Raw genomic sequence first — 23,187 nt, forward strand, 5'->3', positions numbered from 1 at the left:
ATGTTTTTTCTGAAGAGAAGAAACAAATTGAATCGCCAATTGCTAAAAATTAGTAATTACCAGAGAGCAAGGCCCCTCCCAAGGGAACGTGAGTCTTCAATCCTAGCTCTTTCAGCATTCGATAAGTGGTGCAGATCGCCGCTGTAGTAACAGGAATATTAATTTCTTTTTCTATATCATCTACTGCAGCAAGAGAAGGCATTTGTACACAAGCGGAAAGCACAAGTGCTTCAACATCGGTTAAATCGAGTTGTTTATAGATTGTTTTTAAGTTTTCTGGATCTAACGCCGCTACTTTAAGATTATCTGCAACTTCCAGAGCCACCCAATCTTTAACTACAAAACCCTGATCTTCTATATAATCAACTACCAGTTGAGTTAAGGGTTTCATATATGGCGCTACCAATGCAATCTTTTTGACACCTAAAGCCTTTAATCCTTCTACTAATGCTCCTGCACTGGTGACAATGGCTGTGGGGTAGTTATTTTCTACCGTTTTTTGATGCAATCTATTTTGGGAGACGCAATGATAGCCCTTGCCCATTGACATAATCGCTACCAAACAAGCATACCCCATGACATCTACTTGAGCGTCGGATAATTCAATGGCGCACACATCAGATTGAGCATCCATTTTCGCTAATTCATCCTTTGTAACATGCTTCATACGCATTCTCGCAGAATGAAAAGTAAAACGCTCCGGATAAATCGTTTCTCGCGCTTTGAATAAAGCAGGAACCTCTGTTTCCATGGTCACATTGGAGCTTGGTACAATTTGTCCAATTTTATAGTTTAATTTCGACATCCTTCTTCTGTTTAAGCTTTAACAATTGGATTTCTTAATGTTCCAATGGGTTCAATGGTTATTTCAACGACATCTCCCGGAAACATAAATTCTTGAGGACTACGTCCAGCCCCTACCCCTGCAGGAGTTCCAGTCGCGATAATATCTCCAGGTTCCAAAGTGATGACTTCAGAAATATCCTCAATAATGGCATTGATATTGAAAAGCATGTATTTCGTATTCCCATTTTGTTTCTCCACACCATTTACTTTAGTGATAATATCCAGATTATGAGGATCTGTCAATTCATCAGCTGTAATGATTACAGGTCCCATTGGCGCATAAGTATCCTGCCCCTTAGACACAATCCATTGTCCAGATCTACGACAATCTCTCGCCGATATATCATTTATGATGGTATACCCAAATACATAATCTAAGGCATCTGCTTTTGAAACTTGCGTTGCTTTTTTTCCAATGATGACAGCTAATTCACCTTCCCAATCCATCTGCTGAGTAACCGCTGCATTATGCTTAATAGAATCACCATGGGCAATCACTGAGGTTGGTGGTTTACTGAATATGACACATTTTTGAGGTAATTCCTTAGAGGTATCCAATGTTCTTGCCGATTCTGCCACATGTTCTGTGTAGTTTAAGCCAATACCAAAAATATTCTTTCGAGGTCTAGGTATTGGAGCTAACAATATCGCATTTTCCAAAGGTATACTAGATGCTGCAATTTCTGTTATTTTAGCATGATTTAACACCTGTTGAATCGCTTTAATGGATGTAGAACCGTTGTCAATTAAATCCAACATCGTATTCGGAAAGGAAAGTCCTAAATTGTCTCCCAGGTATTCCACATCTACAATTAAACCTTCATACACTACGCCTAATCTTCCTTCGGCTGCTGTATTTGCTCTGTATGTTACTAATTTCATTAATACAATTTAAAAGCTTATTAAATAAGTGTTTGATGTCCATCATTTTCAGTATAGGCCTTTTCTTGATACAAGCCTAATTTACTTATGGTTGGGAGGTCATTGAAATGGAATAAAAAGGCTTCTTCCGTGTCAGAAAGATTGACATGTTCATGCCATGCCCAAGCAGGTACACAAAAAGTATCTCTTTCTTTCCAATCGAAACGTTTACCATCAATAATAGTATATCCCTTTCCTTTTGCACACTGATAAATAAAGGAGCCCGTATGTTTATGAGCTTTGGTATGCTGACCAGGCTTCAACATTTGCATTGCTGCCCCCATAGTTTGCATCACATGACCACCTGTTAATGGATTAGAGTATTGCATGATAACCCCATCATATGGCGTTCCATCAGAAACCTTTCCTGCATTTACAAGAGCGTTATAAGTGCTTTCCCAAGAATATTTAAATAATGGCGAATAAGGATTGTTCCATTCTCTATCGACGGGGATTAATCCGCTACCGGAATAACTCATAGGAGAATAGTTCATTGGAACTAATTCTTCTTGTCCATCTTCATCATATACCGCATAATCATTGGCTTCAAGTGCATTAACCAAAGGAATATCTAAACCATCCATCCATACGCAGGTTTTTCCATCCGCATCTACACCATGTTCATGCCAGGTGCTATTTGGAGTAATTACAAAATCATTTACAGCAAGAGAAATCTTATTGCCATTCACAATGGTATATCCCTTATCACCTTCCATAATAAAACGTAGAGCAGCGGCTTTATGACGATGTGCAGGTGTGGATTCTCCAGGTTGCGTAACTTGAATTCCAGCATATAGCCATCCGCAAGCAGCCTTTACATTGGCTCTTTTTTTATTAATTAAGTATACGACCCTTCGCCCAGCTTGTCCAGGGGTTACTAAACGAGCAGACTCTAAAACTAGGTCTCTCAATTCATCGTATTTCCATAACATGGGTACCGAATTGGATATGGGTTCCCAAGGTTCAATTTCATTGGCTACTGTCCACAAGGCACCTGTATCTAATTCTGCAAGCTTATTATAATAAGCTAATAATTCCTCATTGTCTTGTACACGTGCTCTGCCATAAACATCATCCTTTCCTTTATAAATGTTTGTTTCCATGATGAGCTTGTTTAATTAAAAATTTATGAATTATAGGAGTTTATATTATTGTTTTCTAGCCATTGTTTAAAGGCCTGTTCTTCTTCCTGTTGCTTATAAGGTTCTTTATTCTCTGCAAAATTGATAGCATTTTGACTGGAAGTATTCACCTTTAAGTTGAAGATGTCGAAGCGATTATAATGTCCGAGTAAATCATGCATCTGTTTTGGTTGAATGCATTTTTCCAAATCAATTTCTGCATATACAATACCCTCTTCATCAATAATGGATTCCCCAATTTGTTGCCCATTAGGATCAATAAAGCCCGAATAAGAGCTGTTTTTTCTAGTGAGCAGTTCTCTTGCATTAGGAATTTCCGCTTCAAAAAGCTGAATAATCTCTTCCGATATAGTAGAGCAGGAAGTAATGGTATAGACTTTTCCTTCAAATGAATGAGCTGCAGCACGGATCTTAATTGCTTCAGCCATATTATAATCCGTTGGCGCAACTGGTAAAGCAATATAATTGGCAATATGGACAAGTTCGCCCTGAGCAAGAAGAGCAAATCTCGCCAATGTATTGGTGTTTTCACCACATGCTAATGCTCCCAGCGGGCCAATATTTGTTTCATGAACTTTTAACGAAGATCCATCCCCCCCACTCCAAGTAAGTTTTTCTGCCCAAGTAGGCACCAGCTTACGATGCTTACCTAGTATAGTACCTTCATTGTTTATGGTAATTATGGTATTATATAGTGTACCTATTTTTTCTTTTACACGTTCATTTAACCCAATTACAACATTGATATCATAATCTTTAGCTGTTTGGGCAATTTTATCGATTTCTGGACCGTCTGTAGTGATGGAATTTAAGTAAAGTTTTTTGAACCATTTACTTCCTTCCACTGGGCTCATGATCCAATTCCAATAAGGATATGCGGAAATAAATACTTCTGGAAATGCGATAAGCTTTGCACCATGATCTGCTGCTTCTTTAATTAAGGAACAAACTTTAGCCACCGTAGCATCTACATTAAAGTATACTGGTGAAGTTTGAACGGCAGCCGCTTTGAACTTTGGAAATTTCATAGTATCGTCTAAAGTATCTTAAGTTTATATTGAATGTTATTTCAAAACTACATAATTAAATTCAATAATACAAAATACAAAAGTATATAATTATATTTTTTAACATTAAACAGTGATAAAATTCAATATTTATGAATTAAATTTTGCATTAATAAAATTATAATTATATTTGTTTTAACAACCATAGGAGGAAATCCAAAATTTCTTCCTCATATAAACAAGATTATTATGGGAAACTTCGAACAAAAAGTTTGTCTTATAACAGGAGCAGCTACAATAGGCTTAGCAATCGCAGAAAAGTTTATACAACAGGGAGCACATGTTGTAGTTGGATCCTTATCCTTGGGATCTGAAAAAGACTTAAAAGCGATTTATGAAGATCAATTTGATTTTATTAAAACCGATATCACTAAGGATTTAGAATTAGCGAAATTATTAGATTTTACGATTAATAAACATGGAAGGGTAAATGTTCTCGTTAGTAATGCTGCGGCATATGCGGATGATGGCGCAGCTACTACGAGAGAAACCTGGCTAAATACTTTAAATGTAAATGTAGTATCTGCCGCCATTTTTGGGGAAATGCTAAGACCTTATTTAAAAGAAAGTGGCGGAAATATAATTAATATAGGTTCTATTTCAGGCGTATTTCCACATATTCAACGTTGGTCTTATCCAGTATCCAAAGCTGCGTTATTACATTTAACGAAAACACAAGCATTGGAATATGCTGCGGATAAAATCAGAGTTAATATGATTCGATTAGGTCATATATGGTCTTTACCATTTGAAGGGCTAACTAAAAATGATCGCAATCATGCCAATAAAGTAACAAGCCCATTTAATTTAATGGAACGCGTAGCAGATCCAGCAGAAGTTGCCAATGTAGTCGCATTTGTTGCTTCTGACGAAGCCTCCTACATGACGGGTAGTGAAACTGTGGTAGATGGTGGATATAGTGCACTCGGGCCAGAGCAACATGAGCCCTTATTTCCCAAGCTTGCTAAATAAAGAGACCAAATTATAAACAAAAAAAAATAATATGAGAAGAATTGCAATCGTAGGAGCTGGCCAAGCAGGATTACAAACTGCAATCGGGCTTTTAAAAAATGGAGGCTATGATGTTACCGTATTTAGTAACCGTACTGCAGATCAAATAAAAACGGGTAAAGTGATGTCTAGCCAATGTATGTTTGATATGGCACTCCAAAATGAACGAGATTTAGGTATAAACTATTGGGATGAGACTTGCCCACCAGTGGAAGGCTTGGGAGTAACTGTACCGAATCCAGAAAAACCCGGAGAAAAATTATTTACTTGGGCAGGAAGATTAAGTCATCATGCACAAGCGGTGGATCAAAGAATAAAAATGCCTAGACTGATTGATGAATTGGTAAAACTAGGTGGTCAATTTATTCTTGAAGATGTGGGTATAGCAGACATGGAGAAAATGTCTACAGCATTTGATTTAGTGCTTGTTGCAGCGGGTAAAGGCGAAATTGTCCGCATTTTTGAACGAGACGCAAGTAGAAGTCCTTTTGATGCTCCACAACGCGCATTAGCATTGACTTATATAAAGGGAATGGAACCCAATACCCCTTTTTCAAAAGTTTCCTTTAACCTAATTCCTGGTGTTGGAGAATACTTTGTTTTCCCATCAGAAACTATAAATGGCGATTGTGAAATTATGGTTTTTGAAGGAATTCCGGGTGGTCCTATGGATTGTTGGGGAGAGGTAAAAACGCCAGAAGAACATTTAGAAAAAAGCTTATGGATATTAAAAACATTTCTACCATGGGAATATGATCGTTGTAGAAATGTAAGGCTAACTGATGACAATGGTATACTCGCCGGAAAATTCCCGCCAACTGTACGTAAACCAGTAGCTACCCTTCCAAATGGGAAAAAAGTATTTGGAATTGCCGATGTTGTTGTGGTCAATGACCCCATAACAGGTCAAGGTTCTAATAATGCATCGAAATGTAGTAAAGTTTATTTGGACGAAATTATCGCTAGAGGAGATCAAGCATATACCGAAGAATGGATGAATGCAACCTTTGAAAAATATTTTGATTATGCGAAAACAGTCACCAATTGGACAAATTCCATGTTGACTCCTCCCCCTGCACATATCTTAAATTTATTAGGTGCAGCTTCGCTATCACAATCCTTAGCAGATTTAATTGCAAATAATTTTAGTGATCCTTCCAAATTTACACCATGGTGGTTTGATGCTGAACAGACTGAGGTAGTTATCGCATCCCATATGCCTCAAGTAATGAACTAAATAAAAATGCTGCTTATGAAAGAGTTTAGAAATGCCTGTGGAAAGTTTGCAACCGGAATCGTAGTGATTACTACCGAACATCAAGGAGTGGTCCATGGAATGACAGCAAACGGTTTTATGTCGGTATCATTAGATCCCAATTTAATATTGATTTCAATCGATAATAATAAAAAAATGCATGCACTTCTTCAGGGAAGTAACCGATATGCTATCAGCATTTTAGCACATCATCAAGAGAAATGGAGTAGACATTTTTCAGGTTCTACGCAAGAGGATCTGGTTGTCGAATTCAAAGATTTCCATGGTGCTAAAGTAATACCAGATGCTGTAGCCTATTTCGAAACAGCGATCATTTCGCAGCATGTGGAAGGTGATCATACATTATTTATAGGTAAGGTAAATCATTTCGAGTGTAATGAACAAGATCCATTAATGTACTATAAAGGATCTTATTTAAAACTAGCATAATCAATATCAAAATAAGATGAAGATATCCGTCATAGGTGGAGGGCCAGCGGGAATGTACTTTTCAATATTAGTAAAAAAGGCATTGCCACAAGTGGAGATAAACATTTACGAACAAAATAATATTACGGATTCCTTTGGATTCGGGGTAGTTTTTTCGGATGAAACGTTGAGTGAATTCTTAACCAAAGATGCACAATCTTATGAGCTTATCCGTAGTAAATTTGCTTACTGGGACAATCTGGATATCGCTAGGGATGAAGAAACAGTACGAATTACAGGGAATGGATTTTGTGGTTGTTCTAGGAAAACCTTACTAGAACTATTAGCTAAACGATGTTTAGAAGAAAAGGTAAATATTCATTCCCAACACCGAATAGAAGATTTATCCAGTCTTCATGATAGTGATCTTATTATTGCTGCAGATGGAATCAATAGTTTGATTCGAGCTAAGATGCAGGATGATTTTGAAACTACGCTAATAACGAAAAAGAATCGATTTGTATGGATGGGCTCTACAAAACCATTGGATGCCTTTACCTATTTCTTTAAAAACACGGCCTATGGTCCTTTTGTAGCACATTCTTATCAGTATGAGGAAGGAAAAAGCACATGGGTAATAGAAACCACAGAAGAGGCCTTTCAAAAAGCAGGCTTTGTTGTAGATGATGAACAAGGGACGAAGAAGAAATTAGAGCATATTTTTGAGAAAGAATTAGCTGGTCATCCCCTATTAACTAATAAATCACATTGGCGAAATTTCCCTTTGGTTACCAATAAAAAATGGTATAAAGACAATGTTATTTTATTAGGTGATGCTGTAGCATCTGCTCATTTTTCTATAGGTTCAGGAACCAAATTAGCTATGGAAGAGGCTATTGCCCTTGCCTCTTCGGTCATTCAACATGAGGGTGATGTAAAAAAGATATTCTCCCATTATGAGGAAACATTTAGACCTCGAGTAGAATCTATTCAAAATGCAGCAAATATTTCCATGGCTTGGTTTGAAGCTATGGATAGACATATCAAGCAAGAGGATTTTATGACTTTTGCCTTCGATGTCATGTCAAGATCAAGAAAGGTAACCTATGAAAATCAAGCGTTAAGAGATAAAAGCTTTACGGAAAAAGTATTAAAAGCTTTCAATCAAAGAAATAATAATCCTTCCGAAAAATCCCCAGCCTTTACTCCATTTAAATTAAGGGAAATGCGTCTTCACAATCGTATCGTTATGAGTGCAATGGGACAGTATTCTGCGGATAATGGATTAGTTAACGATTGGCATTTAATGCATTATGGCGCAAGAGCAACTGCCGGAGTTGGGTTAATCATGACGGAAATGTGTGCTATTGAAGAACGAGGAAGAATAACGCCTAAATGTGCCGGAATCTATACCGATGAACAAGCTGAGTCTTGGAAAAGGATCGTTGATTTCGTACATGAGAATTCTGAAAGCAAAATAAGCATACAAATTGGACATTCAGGCAGAAAAGGGTCCTTAGAGCGAAAATGGCAAGGAAGTTTTGCCGTATTAGAAGAAGATTCTTGGCCATTAATTTCAGCAGATGTTATGCCCTTTGCTGCAGGTTACCATATTCCTCATGCCATAGGTAAAAAGGAAATGGAGGTCTTAGTGGAACAATTTTCCATAGCAGCAACAAGAGCCGATAAAGCAGGGTTTGATATGATTGAGCTAAGTGCATGTCATGGAATGTTACTTGCAAGTTTTCTTTCACCATTAAGCAATAAAAGACAAGATGATTTTGGCGGCAGTTTAGTAAATAGAATGAAATTCCCTTTGCAGGTATTTAAAGGAATACGATCTGTTGTAGATTCTAGAAAGCCTATTTCCATAAAAATATCTGCGGAAGATTGGAAAGAAGGAGGAAATACCATAGAAGAGGCTATTGAAATAGCAAAAAAATTCAAAGAAGCTGGCGTGGACCTGATTTCTGTAAGCTCTGGCGGTACCGTAGTCGATCAAGAAAGTAAAGAAGGTCCGATGTGGCAAGTACCGCTAGCAGATGCCATAAAGCATGATGCTTCAATTCCGGTAATGGCTATGGGGCAATTCACAACCATAGATCAAATTAACACCACGCTATTGGCAAATCGGGCAGACTTGATTGCTTTAGGGAAAGCGCTGCTAGTCAATCCCAGTTTCGTTTTACAAAGCGCCGCTTACGAAAAGGAACAATTAAATGGCCAAGTTCCCGGACCTTATCAAGTAGGTATAGCACAATTATATAAAAACCAAGCATGGACAAGGAATGAATTTGAAAAAATGAAGATTGCTTTAAAACCACAGAGTCATAAGTAATAAGTCCAACTAAAAAACGAATTGTAATGAATCTAAAACATCATTTTCTAAAAAAAGACAAATTCTTGTTAGGTACATTTTCTAGCAATTGTGGAGGTGGCATGACCGTTTCTAAACTACCAGAGCGTTGGGTAGCCAATTGGGAAAACAATTTAAACCTTGCCTTATTGTTAGATGATGCAGGCATAGACTTCATGCTTCCCATTGCAAGATGGGTGGGCTATGGCGGTGAAACAGATTTCCACGGTGAAGTGATGGAAACCATAACATGGGCCACAGCACTATTGGCAAAAACAAAACAGATCACCATCTTCGCAACGCTACATACGGTTGCAAATCATCCAGTTGTTGTCGCAAAACAATTAGCAACCATTGCGCAGATTAGTGCTGATCGAATAGGTTTAAATATTGTCGCAGGTTGGAATAAACCAGAGTATGATGCACTAGGAATTCCCTTACCAAAAGATCACGAAACTAGGTATGGATATGCCCAAGAATGGTATGATTTCATAAAACGATTATGGAAAGAGGAAACTCCATTTAATTTTGATGGGCAATATTTTCATACCACAAGAAGCTATGGAAATCCAAAACCTAAAAGCTTACCCCCTATTTTTAATGCGGCAGGTTCCGGACAAGGGCGTGATTTTGCGATCAAAAATGCAGATTTCTTGTTTACTCCAGCGATTGATCTAAATCGTTCTAAGACAGAAATATTGGAATTAAAACAAAAGGGCATTGAACAGAATCGAGCGGTTAATGTATTGACATTCTCTCATGTAATATGCCGTCCTACAGCGGAAGAGGCTCAAGCAGAAAGACAGCGCATGTTGGACAATGCGGATTGGGAAGCAACAGACAACCTAATCAATTTACAATTTGCACATGCTCATAGCTTTCCGCATGATTTATTAAATACTATTCGAGAAGGCATGGCATTAGGCCATGGTGGTTTTCCTTTAATAGGTACACCGCAGCAAGTTGCTGATGGCCTAACCGCATTACATGTGGCTGGATTCAAAGGGACAACCTTGTCTTTCTTCAATTACGAAGCAGAGTTCCCCTATTTCCGGGATCATGTATTGCCAATTTTAGTTGAACGTGGAATTCGTTAAAACATTAAATATATACTTATGCAAACTTTACAGGATATGCTAACATTCGGAACCGTTCGTTTTGTAGATTTAACTCATACCTTAAACGAATCCTTTCCTGGATTACCACTTCCTCCAGAATTTGGACAAGTTGGAAACTTTAAAAAAACTGAAATCTCCCATTACAATGAATTAGGTCCAGGATGGTATTGGAATAACATCTCCTTAGGCGAACATTTTGGGACGCATTTTGATGCACCTATTCATTGGATTACGGGAAAAGATTTACAAAATAATACAGTAGACACCATTCCTACAGAACATTTTATTGCAGCAGGACAAGTCATAGATGCATCCAAAGAAGTCGCAGAAAACCCAGATTTTATACTCACTCCAGAATTTATACAAAAATGGGAAGCAGTGCATGGAAGTTTGCAAGCAAAAGCATGGGTTTTATTTCGCACAGATTGGCATAAAAGACCTTTAGGTTCCGAATTTCTAAATCTTGGAGAAGATGGCTTAAACCATACCCCAGGTCCCAGTAAGGAAGCGGTGGAATATTTAATCAGTAAAGATGTATTAGGTTTTGCGGTGGAAACTTTAAATACAGATGCCGGAACATCATTTACCTGGGAAATGCCCTTACCCTGTCATACCTTGATGCATGGGGCAGGAAAATATGGTTTACAATGTTTAAAAAACTTAGATCAATTACCGACCAGAGGAGCTGTAATAATTGCTGCCCCACTAAAAATTGAAAATGGCTCAGGCAGCCCTTTACGGGTATTTGCCATTATGCCAGGTTAAATTATAGGCTTCAAATATTCAAAATTGTAAAGAGAAAATCATGGCTGAAAAATCATTTAAGAAAGAAGTCGAAATCCTACGTAAAGGAGCAGGAGAAGTCTTCCACGGCGAAGGAATACTAGCCGTTACTAAAGCTTTACTACAATGTGGCGTTGGCTATGTGGGAGGCTATCAGGGCTCGCCTATTTCGCATTTGATGGATGTATTTGCAGATGCTGAACCATTACTCGAAGAGTTGGGAGTTTATTTTGAAAATTCAGCATCAGAGGCAGCAGCAGCAGCAATGTTGTCCGCATCGGTATATTATCCTGTACGAGGAGCAGTGACCTGGAAATCAACAGTTGGCACAAATGTAGCTTCAGACGCATTATCCAATTTAGCATCAGGAGGAGTCACAGGAGGCACATTAGTTATTGTTGGTGAGGACTATGGAGAAGGATCTTCCATAATGCAAGAAAGAACACATGCCTTCGCTATGAAATCGCAAATATGGCTTTTAGATCCCAGACCCAATTTGGAAAGTATCGTAAAATCTGTCGAGTTAGGCTTTGAACTATCGGAGGCAAGTAATAGTCCAGTCATCTTACAATTGAGAGTACGCAGTTGTCATTTGCACGGACAATTTATCGCCAAGGACAATCAGAAACCAAAAGTTAAGATTTCAGATTGTCTAAATGATCCAAAACGAGATTTAAGTAGAATCGTATTACCGCCTGCAACTTTTTTACACGAAAAAGAGAAAATCGAGACTAGACTTCCTCAGGCTATCCAATTTATAAAAGACCATAGCATCAATGAATTTCTTACGGCTGAAAGAAATGATATTGGAATTATTGTTCAAGGAGGTCTTTTCAATAACCTAAATAGAGCTTTAGTAGCCTTAGGATTATCTGATAATTTAGGGAATGTTAAAATTCCTATTTATGTGATGAATGTTGCTTATCCTGTAATCCCTGATGAAGTTTTAGCATTTTGTAAGGATAAAAAGTCGGTTTTAATGATTGAGGAAGCTCAACCGAACTACATTGAACAAAATATTGGCTATTTACTTCATAAAAATAATATAGACACAAAATTATATGGTAAAAATGTATTACCAGAAGTCGGTGATTATACTATTGGGATCGTAAAAGAAGGGCTTATAAAATATATGGAAGATATAGGTGAGGATCTAAGTAATCAACAAAAAGAGATATTCACTAAAAACATCACTGAAGAGGATAATATTAAGCTGTTAGAACAAGTTCCAGTAAGACCAGCAGGTTTTTGTACAGGATGCCCAGAAAGGCCAATATTTGCGGCATTAAAAATCGTCCAAGAACGACTAGGACAGCATCATGTTGCAGGCGATATAGGTTGTCATTTGTTTTCTATTTTACCGCCATTTAATATCGGATCGACCACCATGGGTTATGGATTAGGGGCTTCATCAGCTGCAGCATTTAATCTTTTTAACAGCCCTACACAAGCCGGACAAAAAAGACCAATTGCTATTATGGGAGATGGTGGGTTTTGGCATAATGGGTTAACCTCAGGTATTGGAAATGCCGTATACAATAAATTCGATGGTGTCATTATTATTATCGATAATTATTATGCCGCTGCTACAGGAGGACAAGATATTCCATCCTCTAGAGCATTTAATTTCTTGAGATCAACAAATAATCCTATCGAAAGTGCAGTAAAAGGTGTGGGTGTAAAATATGTAAAAATAATAGACTGGACCTATGATGTAGAGAAAATGACCAAAGAGCTCACTCAAGCATTAACAACAAAAGAGAAGGGTCCAAAAGTTATAATTGCGCAATCAGAATGTAGTCTCAATAAAGAACGTAGAAAGAAAAGAGTATTTAAGAAAAGAGTAGAGCAAGGAAAACGCGTTGAGAGTGAAAAATTTGGGGTAGATGAAAAAGTTTGCACTGGAGATCATGCATGTATGCGTTTATCGGGTTGTCCTTCATTAAGTTTAAAATATTCTGATAATCCGTTGCGGGAAGATCCTGTGGCGCATATCGAACAATCTTGTGTCGCTTGTGGAAATTGTGGTGAAGTCGCAGAAGCTGCAGCACTATGCCCTGCCTTTTATAGTGCAAAAGTCATCCGTAATGCTGGAGTAATGGAGCAGTTAATTCACAAATTTCAACATGGAATAATCAACTTTTTACAGAAACGAAGAGCTTCAAAACAATTGACCATATGATGGAAGAACGAGTAAACGTAATTCAACCTATAAAAGTTGCTTTGATTGCTGTTGGAGGTGATGGCGGTGGCGTATTAACTCAATGGATTGTACAATTGGCTTCAAGAAATGGTTATTGGGCTCAATCGACTACTATTGCAGGTGTAGCCCAACGAACTGGATCAACGGTTTATTATCTTGAACTATTTCCAGAGCATGCTATCCCAATTAAAGACGGTAAAAGAATTTCTCCAGTATTAGCACAAATGCCAGCTCCAGAGGATGTGGATATTGTCATGGCTACTGAACTTATTGAAGCAGGACGTGCAATACAAAGAGGATTTGTAAGTAAAAAAACAACCTTAATATTTTCTACTCATAGAAATCTAGCAATACAAGAAAAGGAAAAACCAGGAGATGGTATCTTGGATGGTACCTCTATTTTTGAGTTAGCACGTAAATATGCCAAAACCAGTGTTTATGCTAATCTAAAAGAGTTGGCAGATCATAATAAGAGCGTTATTTCTGCAACATTATTCGGGGCTTTGGCAGCATCCGATGCTTTACCTTTTCGGGTAGACCAATTTGAGGAAACAATTAAAGAAGGAGGAGTTTCTGTTCCGACCAGTTTGGCCGCTTTTAAAGCCGCATTTGGAATAGTAGGCTTAAGTCAATCTGCTAAGGAAGCATCACCTTATATTCCAGATTTAAAGCCTGCATCATTTGAAAAGATGCCAGCACAAACAAAGTCGAAAAAATTTAATGATCTACTGATAGATATTAAAACCAATTTTCCAGAAAACACACATGCTGTCTTATATGCAGGCATAAAGCACCTTATCGAATGGGCGAATGTCGCATGGGCCAAAGCGTATTTAAATCAAGTAAAAGCAATCCAGCAAGTAGATGTTGTATTTCCCAATAAGCACAATCAGCTTACTCAAGCTGTTGCTCGATATTTAGCATTAGCGATGGCTTATGATGATTTAGTCCATGTAGCAGATGTAAAGACTAGAGGCGAGCGATGGGATACGGTATATGAGCAAGTTGGAGCTAAGAAAGGAGAAATCGTAAAAACTGTCGATTACTTTCATCCTAGATTTGAAGAAGTCTATGGATTTATGCCTGTTAAACTTGGGAAGAAATTGGAAAAAAGTGCTTCAGCACAACGTTTTTTCACAAAATACTTGGATAAAGACCGAAGGATGAATACGCATAATGTATTTTGGTTTTTTGTTCTTTACAGCTTAGGTGGGTTGAAAGGTTATAGAAAGAAAACCTTGCGACATGCAGAAGAAATGGAGAATATAGATGGGTGGATAACTAGAATCTTAGCGGTCGTTTCAACGAATTATGAACTAGCCGTTCAATTAGCTAGAACCTATAGATTGAAAAAGGGATATGGAGATACTTATGCTCGTGGTCATTCAAAATTCAAACTCATAAATGAATTTGCTATTAAACATAAGTTAGTTTCCGAAATAGATGTGCAGGTCTCGAATTTAATAGATTTTGGATTAAAACATCATGAATCTGAACAATTACAAAGTCAAATTGCCCTTGTAGAAGCAGCATTAGAGACTCAGTCGACTACTTATTTAAAATAAAAACCAAATTATTGAACCTATATGAGTCAGGATGTTATTATCATCGGAAGTGGAATTAATAGTTTAGTTTGTGCAGCATTATTAGCCAAGAAAGGTAAGAAAGTATCCGTATTTGAACGATCAAATCACTTAGGAGGTTGTATACAAAGTGAATTTATTGAAGATTGTGTCATTGATACTTTTTCTACAGCCTATCCCCTATTTGTAACATCGGCAGCCTACCCCATTTTGAAAGATGATTTAGCAAATGAAGGCGTGCAATTTATTTCAAATGCAGTTCCTACAGCTGTGTTGACTTCTGATTTAAGTTGGACCATATTAAGAACGGATAGAAAAGCAAATATTGAAGCTTTCAACCAATTAAAACCTGGTGAAGGAGATAGATTTGACGAGCAGATGAATTGGGTAATGCAACATTCTGAACTGCTATTCAAGATCTTAGGTTCGGAGATAATGACCTTTAACATGGGAAGCTTTCTTGCGAAATACACTTGGAAAAATGGCATTGCAAATGCCTCATTACATGCACAAGCCTTTTTAAAAAGTGTAAAGGATGATTTACCCAATCATTTTTCATCTAAAGAGTTATTGGCCAATTTGGCTCCATGGGTATTGCATGCTGGTCTATCTCCTGAAAGCCCACTTTCAGCTACTATGGCTAAGATTACTGCAATGAGCATTGAAATGGTGGGATTACCTCTTGTAAAAGGTGGGAGCTATAAAATAGTTGATGCTTTCAAATCTATTATAGCGAAAAATGGAGGGAATTGCTATACGAATGCTCATGTCACTAAGATTCTTAGTGATTCTAAGGGATATGCTGAGGGGATCGTTTTAGAAAATCAAGAAATTCATTTAGCAAAACATATCGTAGCAAATGTTACACCTACGCAATTGTATGGGAATTTATTAAAAGATAATGATCGTATTTCTACAAAAGTAAAAAGCCAAGCAGCACAATATAAGTATGGTAAAGGAAATATGCAGATACATTTAATTCTTAAAGAAGCGCCACAATGGGTTCAACCAGCCTTAAAAGATGTCACATATGTGCATCTTACTGATGGTATAGATGCTGTTTCACAAGCTGTAAATGAAGCTTCAAGACAGGCATTGCCTACAAAGGGAACTATATGTATCGCTCAACCCTCAGCAGTTGACCCAACCAGAGCCAAGGCGGGAAAATCCGTACTATGGATTCAATTACCAGAATGTCCGAATTACCCAATTGCTGATGCTTCAACTGAATTGGATCATCTCTGTCAGGGAGATTGGACAGAAGAACTAAAAGAATCTTATGCTCATAAAATAATTGAACGCATAGCGGCTGTTATTCCTAATATTATGGATGCCATAATATATAAAAAAGTCATGTCTCCAAAAGATTTAGCGGAAGCAAACATAAATCTTGTACATGGTGATCCATACGCTGGGCAATGTAATTTGGATCAGTATCTACTATGGAGACCAATGTCATCCGTTAAAAACCATGAGACACCTATTAAGAATCTTTTTCATATCGGTGCATCTACACATCCAGGGCCAGGACTTAGTGGAGGATCTGGATATTTAGTCTCCCAAAAAATAAAATAAACAAAATTAGTGAAATCGTTATGGGTCTTACATTTTCAAAACCTCAGAAAGTAAAATTTCAGCATTGTGATGCTGCCGGAATAGTATTCTATCCTCGTTTTTTAGAAATGCTTAATGAGCTTGTAGAAGATTGGTTTGAAGAAGAATTAAACTTTCCTTTTAAAAAGTTACATCTAGCCGAAGGAATTCCAACAGCAGATCTAAAAATAGCGTTTGTATCCCCTGCCAGGTTAGGTGATGTATTCGAAAAATCATTATATGTAACCAGATTAGGAAATTCTTCGCTCACATATCAATTTAAATTTGCTTTTGAAGATAGGATTGTACTTCAAGGCGAATGTACCTTAGTGCATGTGGAATTGTTAGATAATTTATTAAAATCACAGCCATGGCCTAACAAGGTAAAAGAGAATGCTGAAAGGTATTTGAGTAACGAAAGCAAGGTAAATTAATCCATACTTAGCTATTGCTGATTAGCTTAGTTGGTATATAAGAATTCAAGAAATAGTAGTTCGAATAAATGGTTTTTTTAGGGAATAAATCACTGATATGGTTTATCTGTATCTTGATAATTCGTATATCATCTTTATAGCAGGATATAGCTGAGACCAGGATGGACGCTTAAGCAGGTACTTATACTGTGTTGAGGCAAAATTCAGTTGCAAGGCAAGTAGCTGAAGAAGCCTCTGCAACGCAAAATAACCTAAAAAATATGATAAACTGCTCTTTTGGGACTATTTCGATTTGATTATAAAAAAATTGGGGCAATATCCGCTATAACAGATATTGCCCCAAGCTAGTTAAATTATTAGCCTGTTTTAATTACTTCGGTAAGAAACTTTTACCGTTATATTGGCTGTTTTACTTCTGGAAGTCGTATTGTAGGCGCCACCATAAGAATATTCTTCATTGTCATTTTGTCCCGTAATCTGAAAAATCCCTAAATCTGCTTTGACTAATTCGCCTAAAGAAGAACCTGCTTCTTTGGCAATATTATCGGCTCTGGATTTTGCGTTTTGAGAGGCTTGAGATATTAGCTTTAATTTAAGATCCTCCAAACCAGAATAATAATAATTAGGAGTATTTGAGCTTAATTCAATGCCCTGAGAAATTAAGGTAGATATCTCTCGGGAAGCATTATCCACCTTATCCAATTCTTTAGATTCTATACTCACATTCTGGGAAAGACTATAACCATTGAAGGTATTGTGTGAATTACCATTTTGATCCGTAAAATAGCTAAACTCCCGATTGATGTTTACGGCATTGAACAGAATTTCACTCTCTTTAATGCCTTTACGAACTAAGAAATCACGTACCAGATCGCGATCATTCTTCAATTGTTCGGAAGCCTCACTTAAGTTCATGGATTTACGACTGTAAGAGGCAGACCACTTGACAATATCGGACTCAAAATCTGTTTTTGCATTTCCTGTAACGTTTATTGTATTGGAATTTTTGTATTTATACTGATAAGCATTGGAAAAAATCCATGCAAAAATAATGACTGCCAGCGCTGAAATGATGCTGATAATGACGGAATTATTCTTCATATAGTGATAGTTTGCTAAAATTTATATTAAAAATGTTATCAATATGCTAACCCAAGTTACTAAATTTTTAGCTATACTTGGATTCCAAAACACATATTTATGAAATGCTTTCGCTTAGTTGCAATTCCACTCCTTGCAATGTTATCTGACGTACATGCACAAAAAAAACCAGTAGATCATAGCGTTTATGATGCCTGGAAATCGATTAGCCGATCCGAAATTAGTAGGTCAGGGAATTTAATTTATTATACCATTTCTCCTCAAGAAGGTGATGCGCTTTCGGTACTAAAGGATCAGCAGAACACTAAAATTGTAGAAATACCGCGATCTACTGAACTTGTTCTTACAAAAAATGAAAAGTTTTTAGTGAGTAGTATTAAACCAGCATTCCAAGAAACTAGGCAAGCAAAAATTAAAAAGAAAAAAGCCGATGAACTGCCCAAAGATTCTTTGCTGGTATTTGACATTGTAAAAAAAAGCAGCTTAAAATTTCCATTATTAAAATCATTTCAACTGGCTAGAAATTCTAAAAATTATGTGGCATTTATTTCGGAAGTGAACGAAGTCACTACGAAATCCGTAGCTGATACAGCCAGTAAAAAAGAATCCAATAAAAAACCGAAGACGAGTCCTGTCCTACATGTATTAGACCTAAACACAGGCGATACCACTCAAATTTGGAAGGCCGAAAACTACCAATGGAGTGACAATGAAGCGTATTTAGTGTATACCAAAAAAGGGGCTGAAAAAGATTCGCTAAATGAAGCAGGTGTATATCTCTATGATTTAGCGAAAAAACAAACTAAAAAGATCAGTCAGGGTAAGGGTACATACAAAGGATTTACTTTTGATGACGAGGTAAAACAATTGACTTTTCTGGCCGATAAAACTCCCGAAAAATCTTTATTAAAAGAATTCAATTTATATTATTATACAGCAACACAGGATAGTGCAATAATTCTTGCGGATAAAAATACGGCAGGTATCCCTAAAAATTGGTTTGTATCAGGCGATGGAAATGTTAGTTTCAGTCAATCTGGAGAACGCCTATTTTTTGGATTAGCACCGATTCCAAAGGTGAAAGATACTACCCTAGTGGATTTTGAAACGGCTAAGGTAGATATTTGGCATTGGCAAGATGAGTATATCCAACCCATGCAATTAGTAAATGTAAAAAGAGATCAGGCTAGGAATTTTACCGCCATGATCCAATTGAATAATCGCCGTACGGTAAAGCCATTATCTGATGATACCTATAATCGTATTTCGATGACCGGCGATGGAGATAAAGAATGGGCTCTTGCAACCTCAGACCAAGCCTACCGTATCGCTACGCAATGGGAAGGATCATCAAAATCAGATATTTACTTGATTTCAACGATCACAGGACAAACGAAATTGGTAGCAAAAGGCATTTCCGGATTTAGCACGTTGGCACCAGAAGGCGATCAGGTCGTTTATTTTAATCGTGAAAATAGCAATTGGTATAGCTATTCCATAAAAACAGAGAAAACAACCTTACTAAATGAAGGTCTTTCTGTAAGTTTTGTCGATGAAGAAAACGATGTGCCAGCAGCAGCGAATTCCTATGGCTTAGCAGGTTGGTCTAAAGATGGTCAAGCAGTTTACCTAAATGACCGATACGATATTTGGAAAATCAGTTTAGACGGAAAACAAAAACAATCCATTACTCAAGGTAAAGGACGTGCAAATCAAATTACGTATCGGTACCAATCGGTAGAACGATCCGACAACCCAAGGTTGCGCGTAACGTATATTGATGATCGTAAACCTATTTATTTAAGTGGCTTTAACCATACCAATAAACACAATGGTTATTATCAATTAACGAAAAAAGAGATACAAGACTTGTGGTCTGGTCCATATACCTATAAATCGCTTCAAGCAGATGATCAAATAAAACACATCATCTATACCAAAGAAAATTATCAAGCTTATCCTGATTTATATGTAATAAAAAACTTTAAAACGGAAAATCGATTGACAGACATCAATCCTCAACAAGCAAATTACAATTGGGGAACGGCAGAATTGGTAAAATGGACTACGCCAAAAGGTTATGCTGCGGAAGGTATTCTATATAAACCAGAAGATTTTGATCCAAATAAGAAATACCCAATCATCGCATATTTCTATGAAATTCTAAGCAATGGTCTACATACTTATCAAGCCCCTGCTCCTACAGCTTCTCGATTAAACATCAGTTACTTTGTGAGCAATGGCTATTTGGTTCTAGCACCCGACATCCGATATGAAAAGGGTTATCCAGGAAAATCAGCGGAAGAATTTATTAATTCCGGAATGGAGTATTTAGCAAAAACCCATACGTTTGTGGACGCATCTAAAATGGGTATTCAAGGACAAAGCTGGGGAGGATACCAGGTGGCTCATCTAATCACTAGAACCAATATGTATGCAGCAGCTTGGTCAGGAGCTCCAGTTGTGAATATGACTTCGGCCTATGGTGGTATTCGTTGGGGAACAGGGATGTCACGTCAATTTCAATATGAAAACACCCAAAGCCGAATAGGCAAACCACTATGGGAAGCATTAGACCTTTATATCGAAAATTCACCATTATTTTTTATGGATAAGGTAAATACGCCCGTAGCAATTATGCACAACGATCAAGATGGTGCAGTGCCATGGTACCAAGGAATTGAATTTTACACGGCTTTACGTCGATTAAATAAACCTGTTTGGTTATTAAACTATAATGGGGATGATCACAATTTAATGCAACGTCAAAATCGTAAAGATATCCAAATCCGTGAAGCACAGTTTTTCGATCATTTCTTAAAAGGTGCCCCTGCTCCTACCTGGATTAGTAAGGGCGTTAAGGCAACGGAAAAAGGAATCGATTGGGGACTCGATACTAAGTAAACTTTATAAGTTTTTCCAAAAAAGCAGGTGATTTTAATAAATCACCTGCTTTTTTTATGGTGTTTTTCGAGAAAAAGCATTTTTTTTCACTTTTTTTTCAAAAAAATATTAAAAATTTAAGAATTTCCCATATTTTTGAAATGTTTTAAGATTGAAATCATCCAAAATCAATATACAACTTATAAAATTAGAATTAGACCATGTCAAACAGCAGATTCGCCGCAGTTGAAGCAGCTTCAAAACATCAGTTCAATGCTATTACAGAAGTAAGCAGTGAACGTGCTATCCATGCTTATGGAAAAAATGTTTTCACAGTATCCAAAATGAGGGATTACCTTCCAAAGCCTGCCTTTAAAGATTTAAATACGGCGATCGAAGAAGGAACGCAAATCAGCAGAGATATGGCTGAATATATTGCACAAGCAATGAAAGCATGGGCATTGGAAAATGGTGCTTCACACTATACTCACTGGTTTCAACCATTAACAGGATCTACTGCAGAGAAACATGATGCTTTCTTTGAACCAGATTCAGATGGTTCAGCTATTGAAAAATTTACAGCAGATGCATTAGTTCAACAAGAGCCTGATGCTTCTTCTTTTCCAAATGGAGGAATTCGTAATACTTTTGAAGCGCGTGGATATACCGCATGGGATCCATCTTCCCCAGCATTTATCTTCGAAACTGGGGCTGGCAAAACCTTATGTATCCCTACCGTATTTGTTTCTTACACTGGTGAATCTTTAGATTATAAAGCGCCTTTGTTAAAAGCAATCGCTGCAATAGATAAAGCATCTACCGATGTTGCACAATATTTTGATAAACAAGTAACGAAAGTCAATGCTTCATTAGGTATTGAACAAGAGTATTTCTTAGTAGACCTTGCCTTATATCATGCACGTCCGGACTTACAATTGACAGGTCGTACCTTATTTGGACATATGTCTGCAAAAGGGCAACAATTGGAAGATCATTACTTCGGAGCAATTCCAGAGCGTGTTTTAGCGTATATGGTAGACTTAGAAAATGAAGCTATAAAATTAGGTATACCGTTAAAAACTCGTCACAATGAGGTAGCGCCTTCTCAATTCGAATGTGCTCCAATGTATGAGGAAATCAACTTGGCAATCGATCACAACCAATTGTTGATGAATTTAATGGATTTAGTGGCTATTCGTCATAATTTCAAAGTATTATTACACGAAAAACCATACAGTGGTGTAAATGGTTCAGGAAAACACAATAACTGGTCATTAATTACCAATACAGGTGTGAACTTGTTATCTCCGGGTAAAACACCTAAAAATAATTTAATGTTCTTAACGTTTTTCGTAAATACGATCAAAGCGGTTTATGAGCATGCGGATTTATTACGTGCATCCATTGCTTCTCACTCGAATGACCACCGTTTAGGTGCGAATGAAGCACCTCCAGCAATTATTTCTATCTTCTTAGGTTCTCAATTGGATGAGCTATTGGAAGAGGTAGAATCTGCTCGTGTAGCGAAGAAAGTAAAAGCAGACGCCAACTTATGGCATGGTATTCCTAAAATCCCAGATTTGAAATTGGATAATACCGATAGAAACAGAACATCACCATTTGCTTTTACAGGAAACAAATTTGAATTCCGTGCAGTAGGTTCTTCAGCAAACTCTGCTTTACCTATGACGGTTTTAAATACCATTGTTGCTGCGCAATTGATTGAATTTAAAACAGAAGTTGATAAGCAAATCAAAAAAGGAACGAAAAAAGATTTAGCAATCTTAAATGTTGTTCGTAAATACATTAAAGATTCTAAAGCAATTCGTTTTGAAGGAAATGGTTATAGCGAAGAATGGGAAAAAGAAGCTGAGGCGCGTGGTTTATCGAATATCAAATCGACTCCAAAAGCATTAGATATTTATGTAACTCCAGAATCATTAGCATTATTCGAAGGATTAGGAATCTATAACAAACGTGAATCGGAAGCGCGTCATGAAATTTTGTTAGAGAACTTCTATAAAAAGCTACAAATCGAAGCACGTGTTATAGGTGATACCGTGACTAGCCAAATCGCTCCTGCATGTTTAATTTATCAAAATGAATTGATTGAAAACGTTAAGGGATTGAAAGAACTAGGCTTGAGTAAAGAGGCTTATAGCTCGCAATTAAACTACTTAGAGCGTATTTCAAAACATGTAAATACCATCTTAGAATTGACAGAAGAAATGCGTCAAGCACGTAAGAAAGCAAATACCATTGAAGAAATTCGTGAAAGAGCCATCGCTTATGATGAGATCGTGAAACCGTTCTTTGATGAAATCCGTTACCACGTTAATAAATTAGAGAAAATCGTTGACGATGCGAAATGGCCTTTACCTAAATTACGTGAGTTATTATTCATAAACTAATCGAATACTAAACAATAACACATCATATAAAAGTCCAGCCTGTAGGCTGGA

General features: G+C 37.1%; 17 protein-coding genes. 12 read left to right on the forward strand and 5 right to left on the reverse strand.

The window, feature by feature from the left end:
* Positions 1-49 precede the first annotated feature (49 nt).
* Genes ACFRAE_RS12740 through ACFRAE_RS12755 form a run of 4 tightly spaced genes read right to left on the reverse strand, consistent with a single transcriptional unit; the run spans position 50 to position 3,937 of the window.
* Positions 50-805 carry a maleate cis-trans isomerase family protein gene (locus tag ACFRAE_RS12740; protein WP_422797546.1) on the reverse strand — a complete coding sequence of 252 codons (756 nt, stop codon included), beginning with the start codon at positions 803-805 and terminating at the stop codon, positions 50-52.
* An 11-nt stretch (positions 806-816) separates the two neighbouring features.
* Positions 817-1,728 carry a fumarylacetoacetate hydrolase family protein gene (locus tag ACFRAE_RS12745; RefSeq protein ID WP_422797547.1) on the reverse strand — a complete coding sequence of 304 codons (912 nt, stop codon included), beginning with the start codon at positions 1,726-1,728 and terminating at the stop codon, positions 817-819.
* 20 nt (positions 1,729-1,748) lie between these two features.
* Positions 1,749-2,870 (reverse strand): cupin domain-containing protein, encoded by a 1,122-nt coding sequence (locus ACFRAE_RS12750; protein ID WP_422797548.1) that lies wholly within the window; start codon positions 2,868-2,870, stop codon positions 1,749-1,751.
* Positions 2,871-2,893: 23 nt separating this feature from the next.
* Positions 2,894-3,937, reverse strand: coding sequence for a carbon-nitrogen hydrolase family protein (locus ACFRAE_RS12755; protein ID WP_422797549.1), 1,044 nt, complete (start codon positions 3,935-3,937; stop codon positions 2,894-2,896).
* Positions 3,938-4,165: 228 nt separating this feature from the next.
* On the opposite strand from ACFRAE_RS12755, the gene ACFRAE_RS12760 reads away from it, so the two are divergent.
* Genes ACFRAE_RS12760 through ACFRAE_RS12805 form a run of 10 tightly spaced genes read left to right on the forward strand, consistent with a single transcriptional unit; the run spans position 4,166 to position 16,741 of the window.
* Positions 4,166-4,948, forward strand: coding sequence for an SDR family oxidoreductase (locus ACFRAE_RS12760; RefSeq protein ID WP_422797550.1), 783 nt, complete (start codon positions 4,166-4,168; stop codon positions 4,946-4,948).
* Between the two features lie 31 nt (positions 4,949-4,979).
* Positions 4,980-6,224, forward strand: a complete 1,245-nt coding sequence (locus ACFRAE_RS12765; protein WP_422797551.1) for a styrene monooxygenase/indole monooxygenase family protein — start codon at positions 4,980-4,982, stop codon at positions 6,222-6,224.
* Positions 6,225-6,239: 15 nt separating this feature from the next.
* A complete protein-coding gene (locus ACFRAE_RS12770; protein WP_422797552.1) occupies positions 6,240-6,692 on the forward strand; it encodes a flavin reductase family protein in 453 nt (150 codons plus the stop codon).
* 16 nt (positions 6,693-6,708) lie between these two features.
* Positions 6,709-9,009: an FAD-dependent monooxygenase gene (locus ACFRAE_RS12775; protein WP_422797553.1), complete on the forward strand. Its 2,301-nt coding sequence runs from the start codon at positions 6,709-6,711 to the stop codon at positions 9,007-9,009.
* A 26-nt stretch (positions 9,010-9,035) separates the two neighbouring features.
* Positions 9,036-10,124: an LLM class flavin-dependent oxidoreductase gene (locus ACFRAE_RS12780; RefSeq protein WP_422797554.1), complete on the forward strand. Its 1,089-nt coding sequence runs from the start codon at positions 9,036-9,038 to the stop codon at positions 10,122-10,124.
* Positions 10,125-10,142: 18 nt separating this feature from the next.
* Positions 10,143-10,910, forward strand: a complete 768-nt coding sequence (locus ACFRAE_RS12785; RefSeq protein ID WP_422797555.1) for a cyclase family protein — start codon at positions 10,143-10,145, stop codon at positions 10,908-10,910.
* A gap of 40 nt (positions 10,911-10,950) precedes the next feature.
* Positions 10,951-13,110: a thiamine pyrophosphate-dependent enzyme gene (locus tag ACFRAE_RS12790; RefSeq protein WP_422797556.1), complete on the forward strand. Its 2,160-nt coding sequence runs from the start codon at positions 10,951-10,953 to the stop codon at positions 13,108-13,110.
* Positions 13,107-14,696 (forward strand): indolepyruvate oxidoreductase subunit beta family protein, encoded by a 1,590-nt coding sequence (locus ACFRAE_RS12795; RefSeq protein ID WP_422797557.1) that lies wholly within the window; start codon positions 13,107-13,109, stop codon positions 14,694-14,696. Before ACFRAE_RS12790 ends, ACFRAE_RS12795 begins: the two co-directional genes overlap by 4 nt.
* A gap of 21 nt (positions 14,697-14,717) precedes the next feature.
* Positions 14,718-16,289 (forward strand): phytoene desaturase family protein, encoded by a 1,572-nt coding sequence (locus ACFRAE_RS12800; RefSeq protein WP_422797558.1) that lies wholly within the window; start codon positions 14,718-14,720, stop codon positions 16,287-16,289.
* A gap of 20 nt (positions 16,290-16,309) precedes the next feature.
* Positions 16,310-16,741 carry an acyl-CoA thioesterase gene (locus tag ACFRAE_RS12805; protein ID WP_422797559.1) on the forward strand — a complete coding sequence of 144 codons (432 nt, stop codon included), beginning with the start codon at positions 16,310-16,312 and terminating at the stop codon, positions 16,739-16,741.
* Positions 16,742-17,107: 366 nt separating this feature from the next.
* Here the strand turns inward: ACFRAE_RS12805 and ACFRAE_RS12810 are convergent, their stop codons facing one another.
* A complete protein-coding gene (locus ACFRAE_RS12810) occupies positions 17,108-17,842 on the reverse strand; it encodes an SIMPL domain-containing protein (RefSeq protein WP_422797560.1) in 735 nt (244 codons plus the stop codon).
* Positions 17,843-17,941: 99 nt separating this feature from the next.
* On the opposite strand from ACFRAE_RS12810, the gene ACFRAE_RS12815 reads away from it, so the two are divergent.
* The gene (locus ACFRAE_RS12815; protein WP_422797561.1) at positions 17,942-20,746 is read left to right on the forward strand and encodes a prolyl oligopeptidase family serine peptidase; all 2,805 of its coding nucleotides are present in this window, start codon (positions 17,942-17,944) and stop codon (positions 20,744-20,746) included.
* A gap of 200 nt (positions 20,747-20,946) precedes the next feature.
* Positions 20,947-23,136, forward strand: coding sequence for a glutamine synthetase III (locus tag ACFRAE_RS12820; RefSeq protein ID WP_422797562.1), 2,190 nt, complete (start codon positions 20,947-20,949; stop codon positions 23,134-23,136).
* The last annotated feature ends 51 nt before the right edge of the window (positions 23,137-23,187 follow it).

It is taken from the genome of Sphingobacterium sp. HJSM2_6 (assembly GCF_049316305.1).
GTDB lineage: Bacteria > Bacteroidota > Bacteroidia > Sphingobacteriales > Sphingobacteriaceae > Sphingobacterium.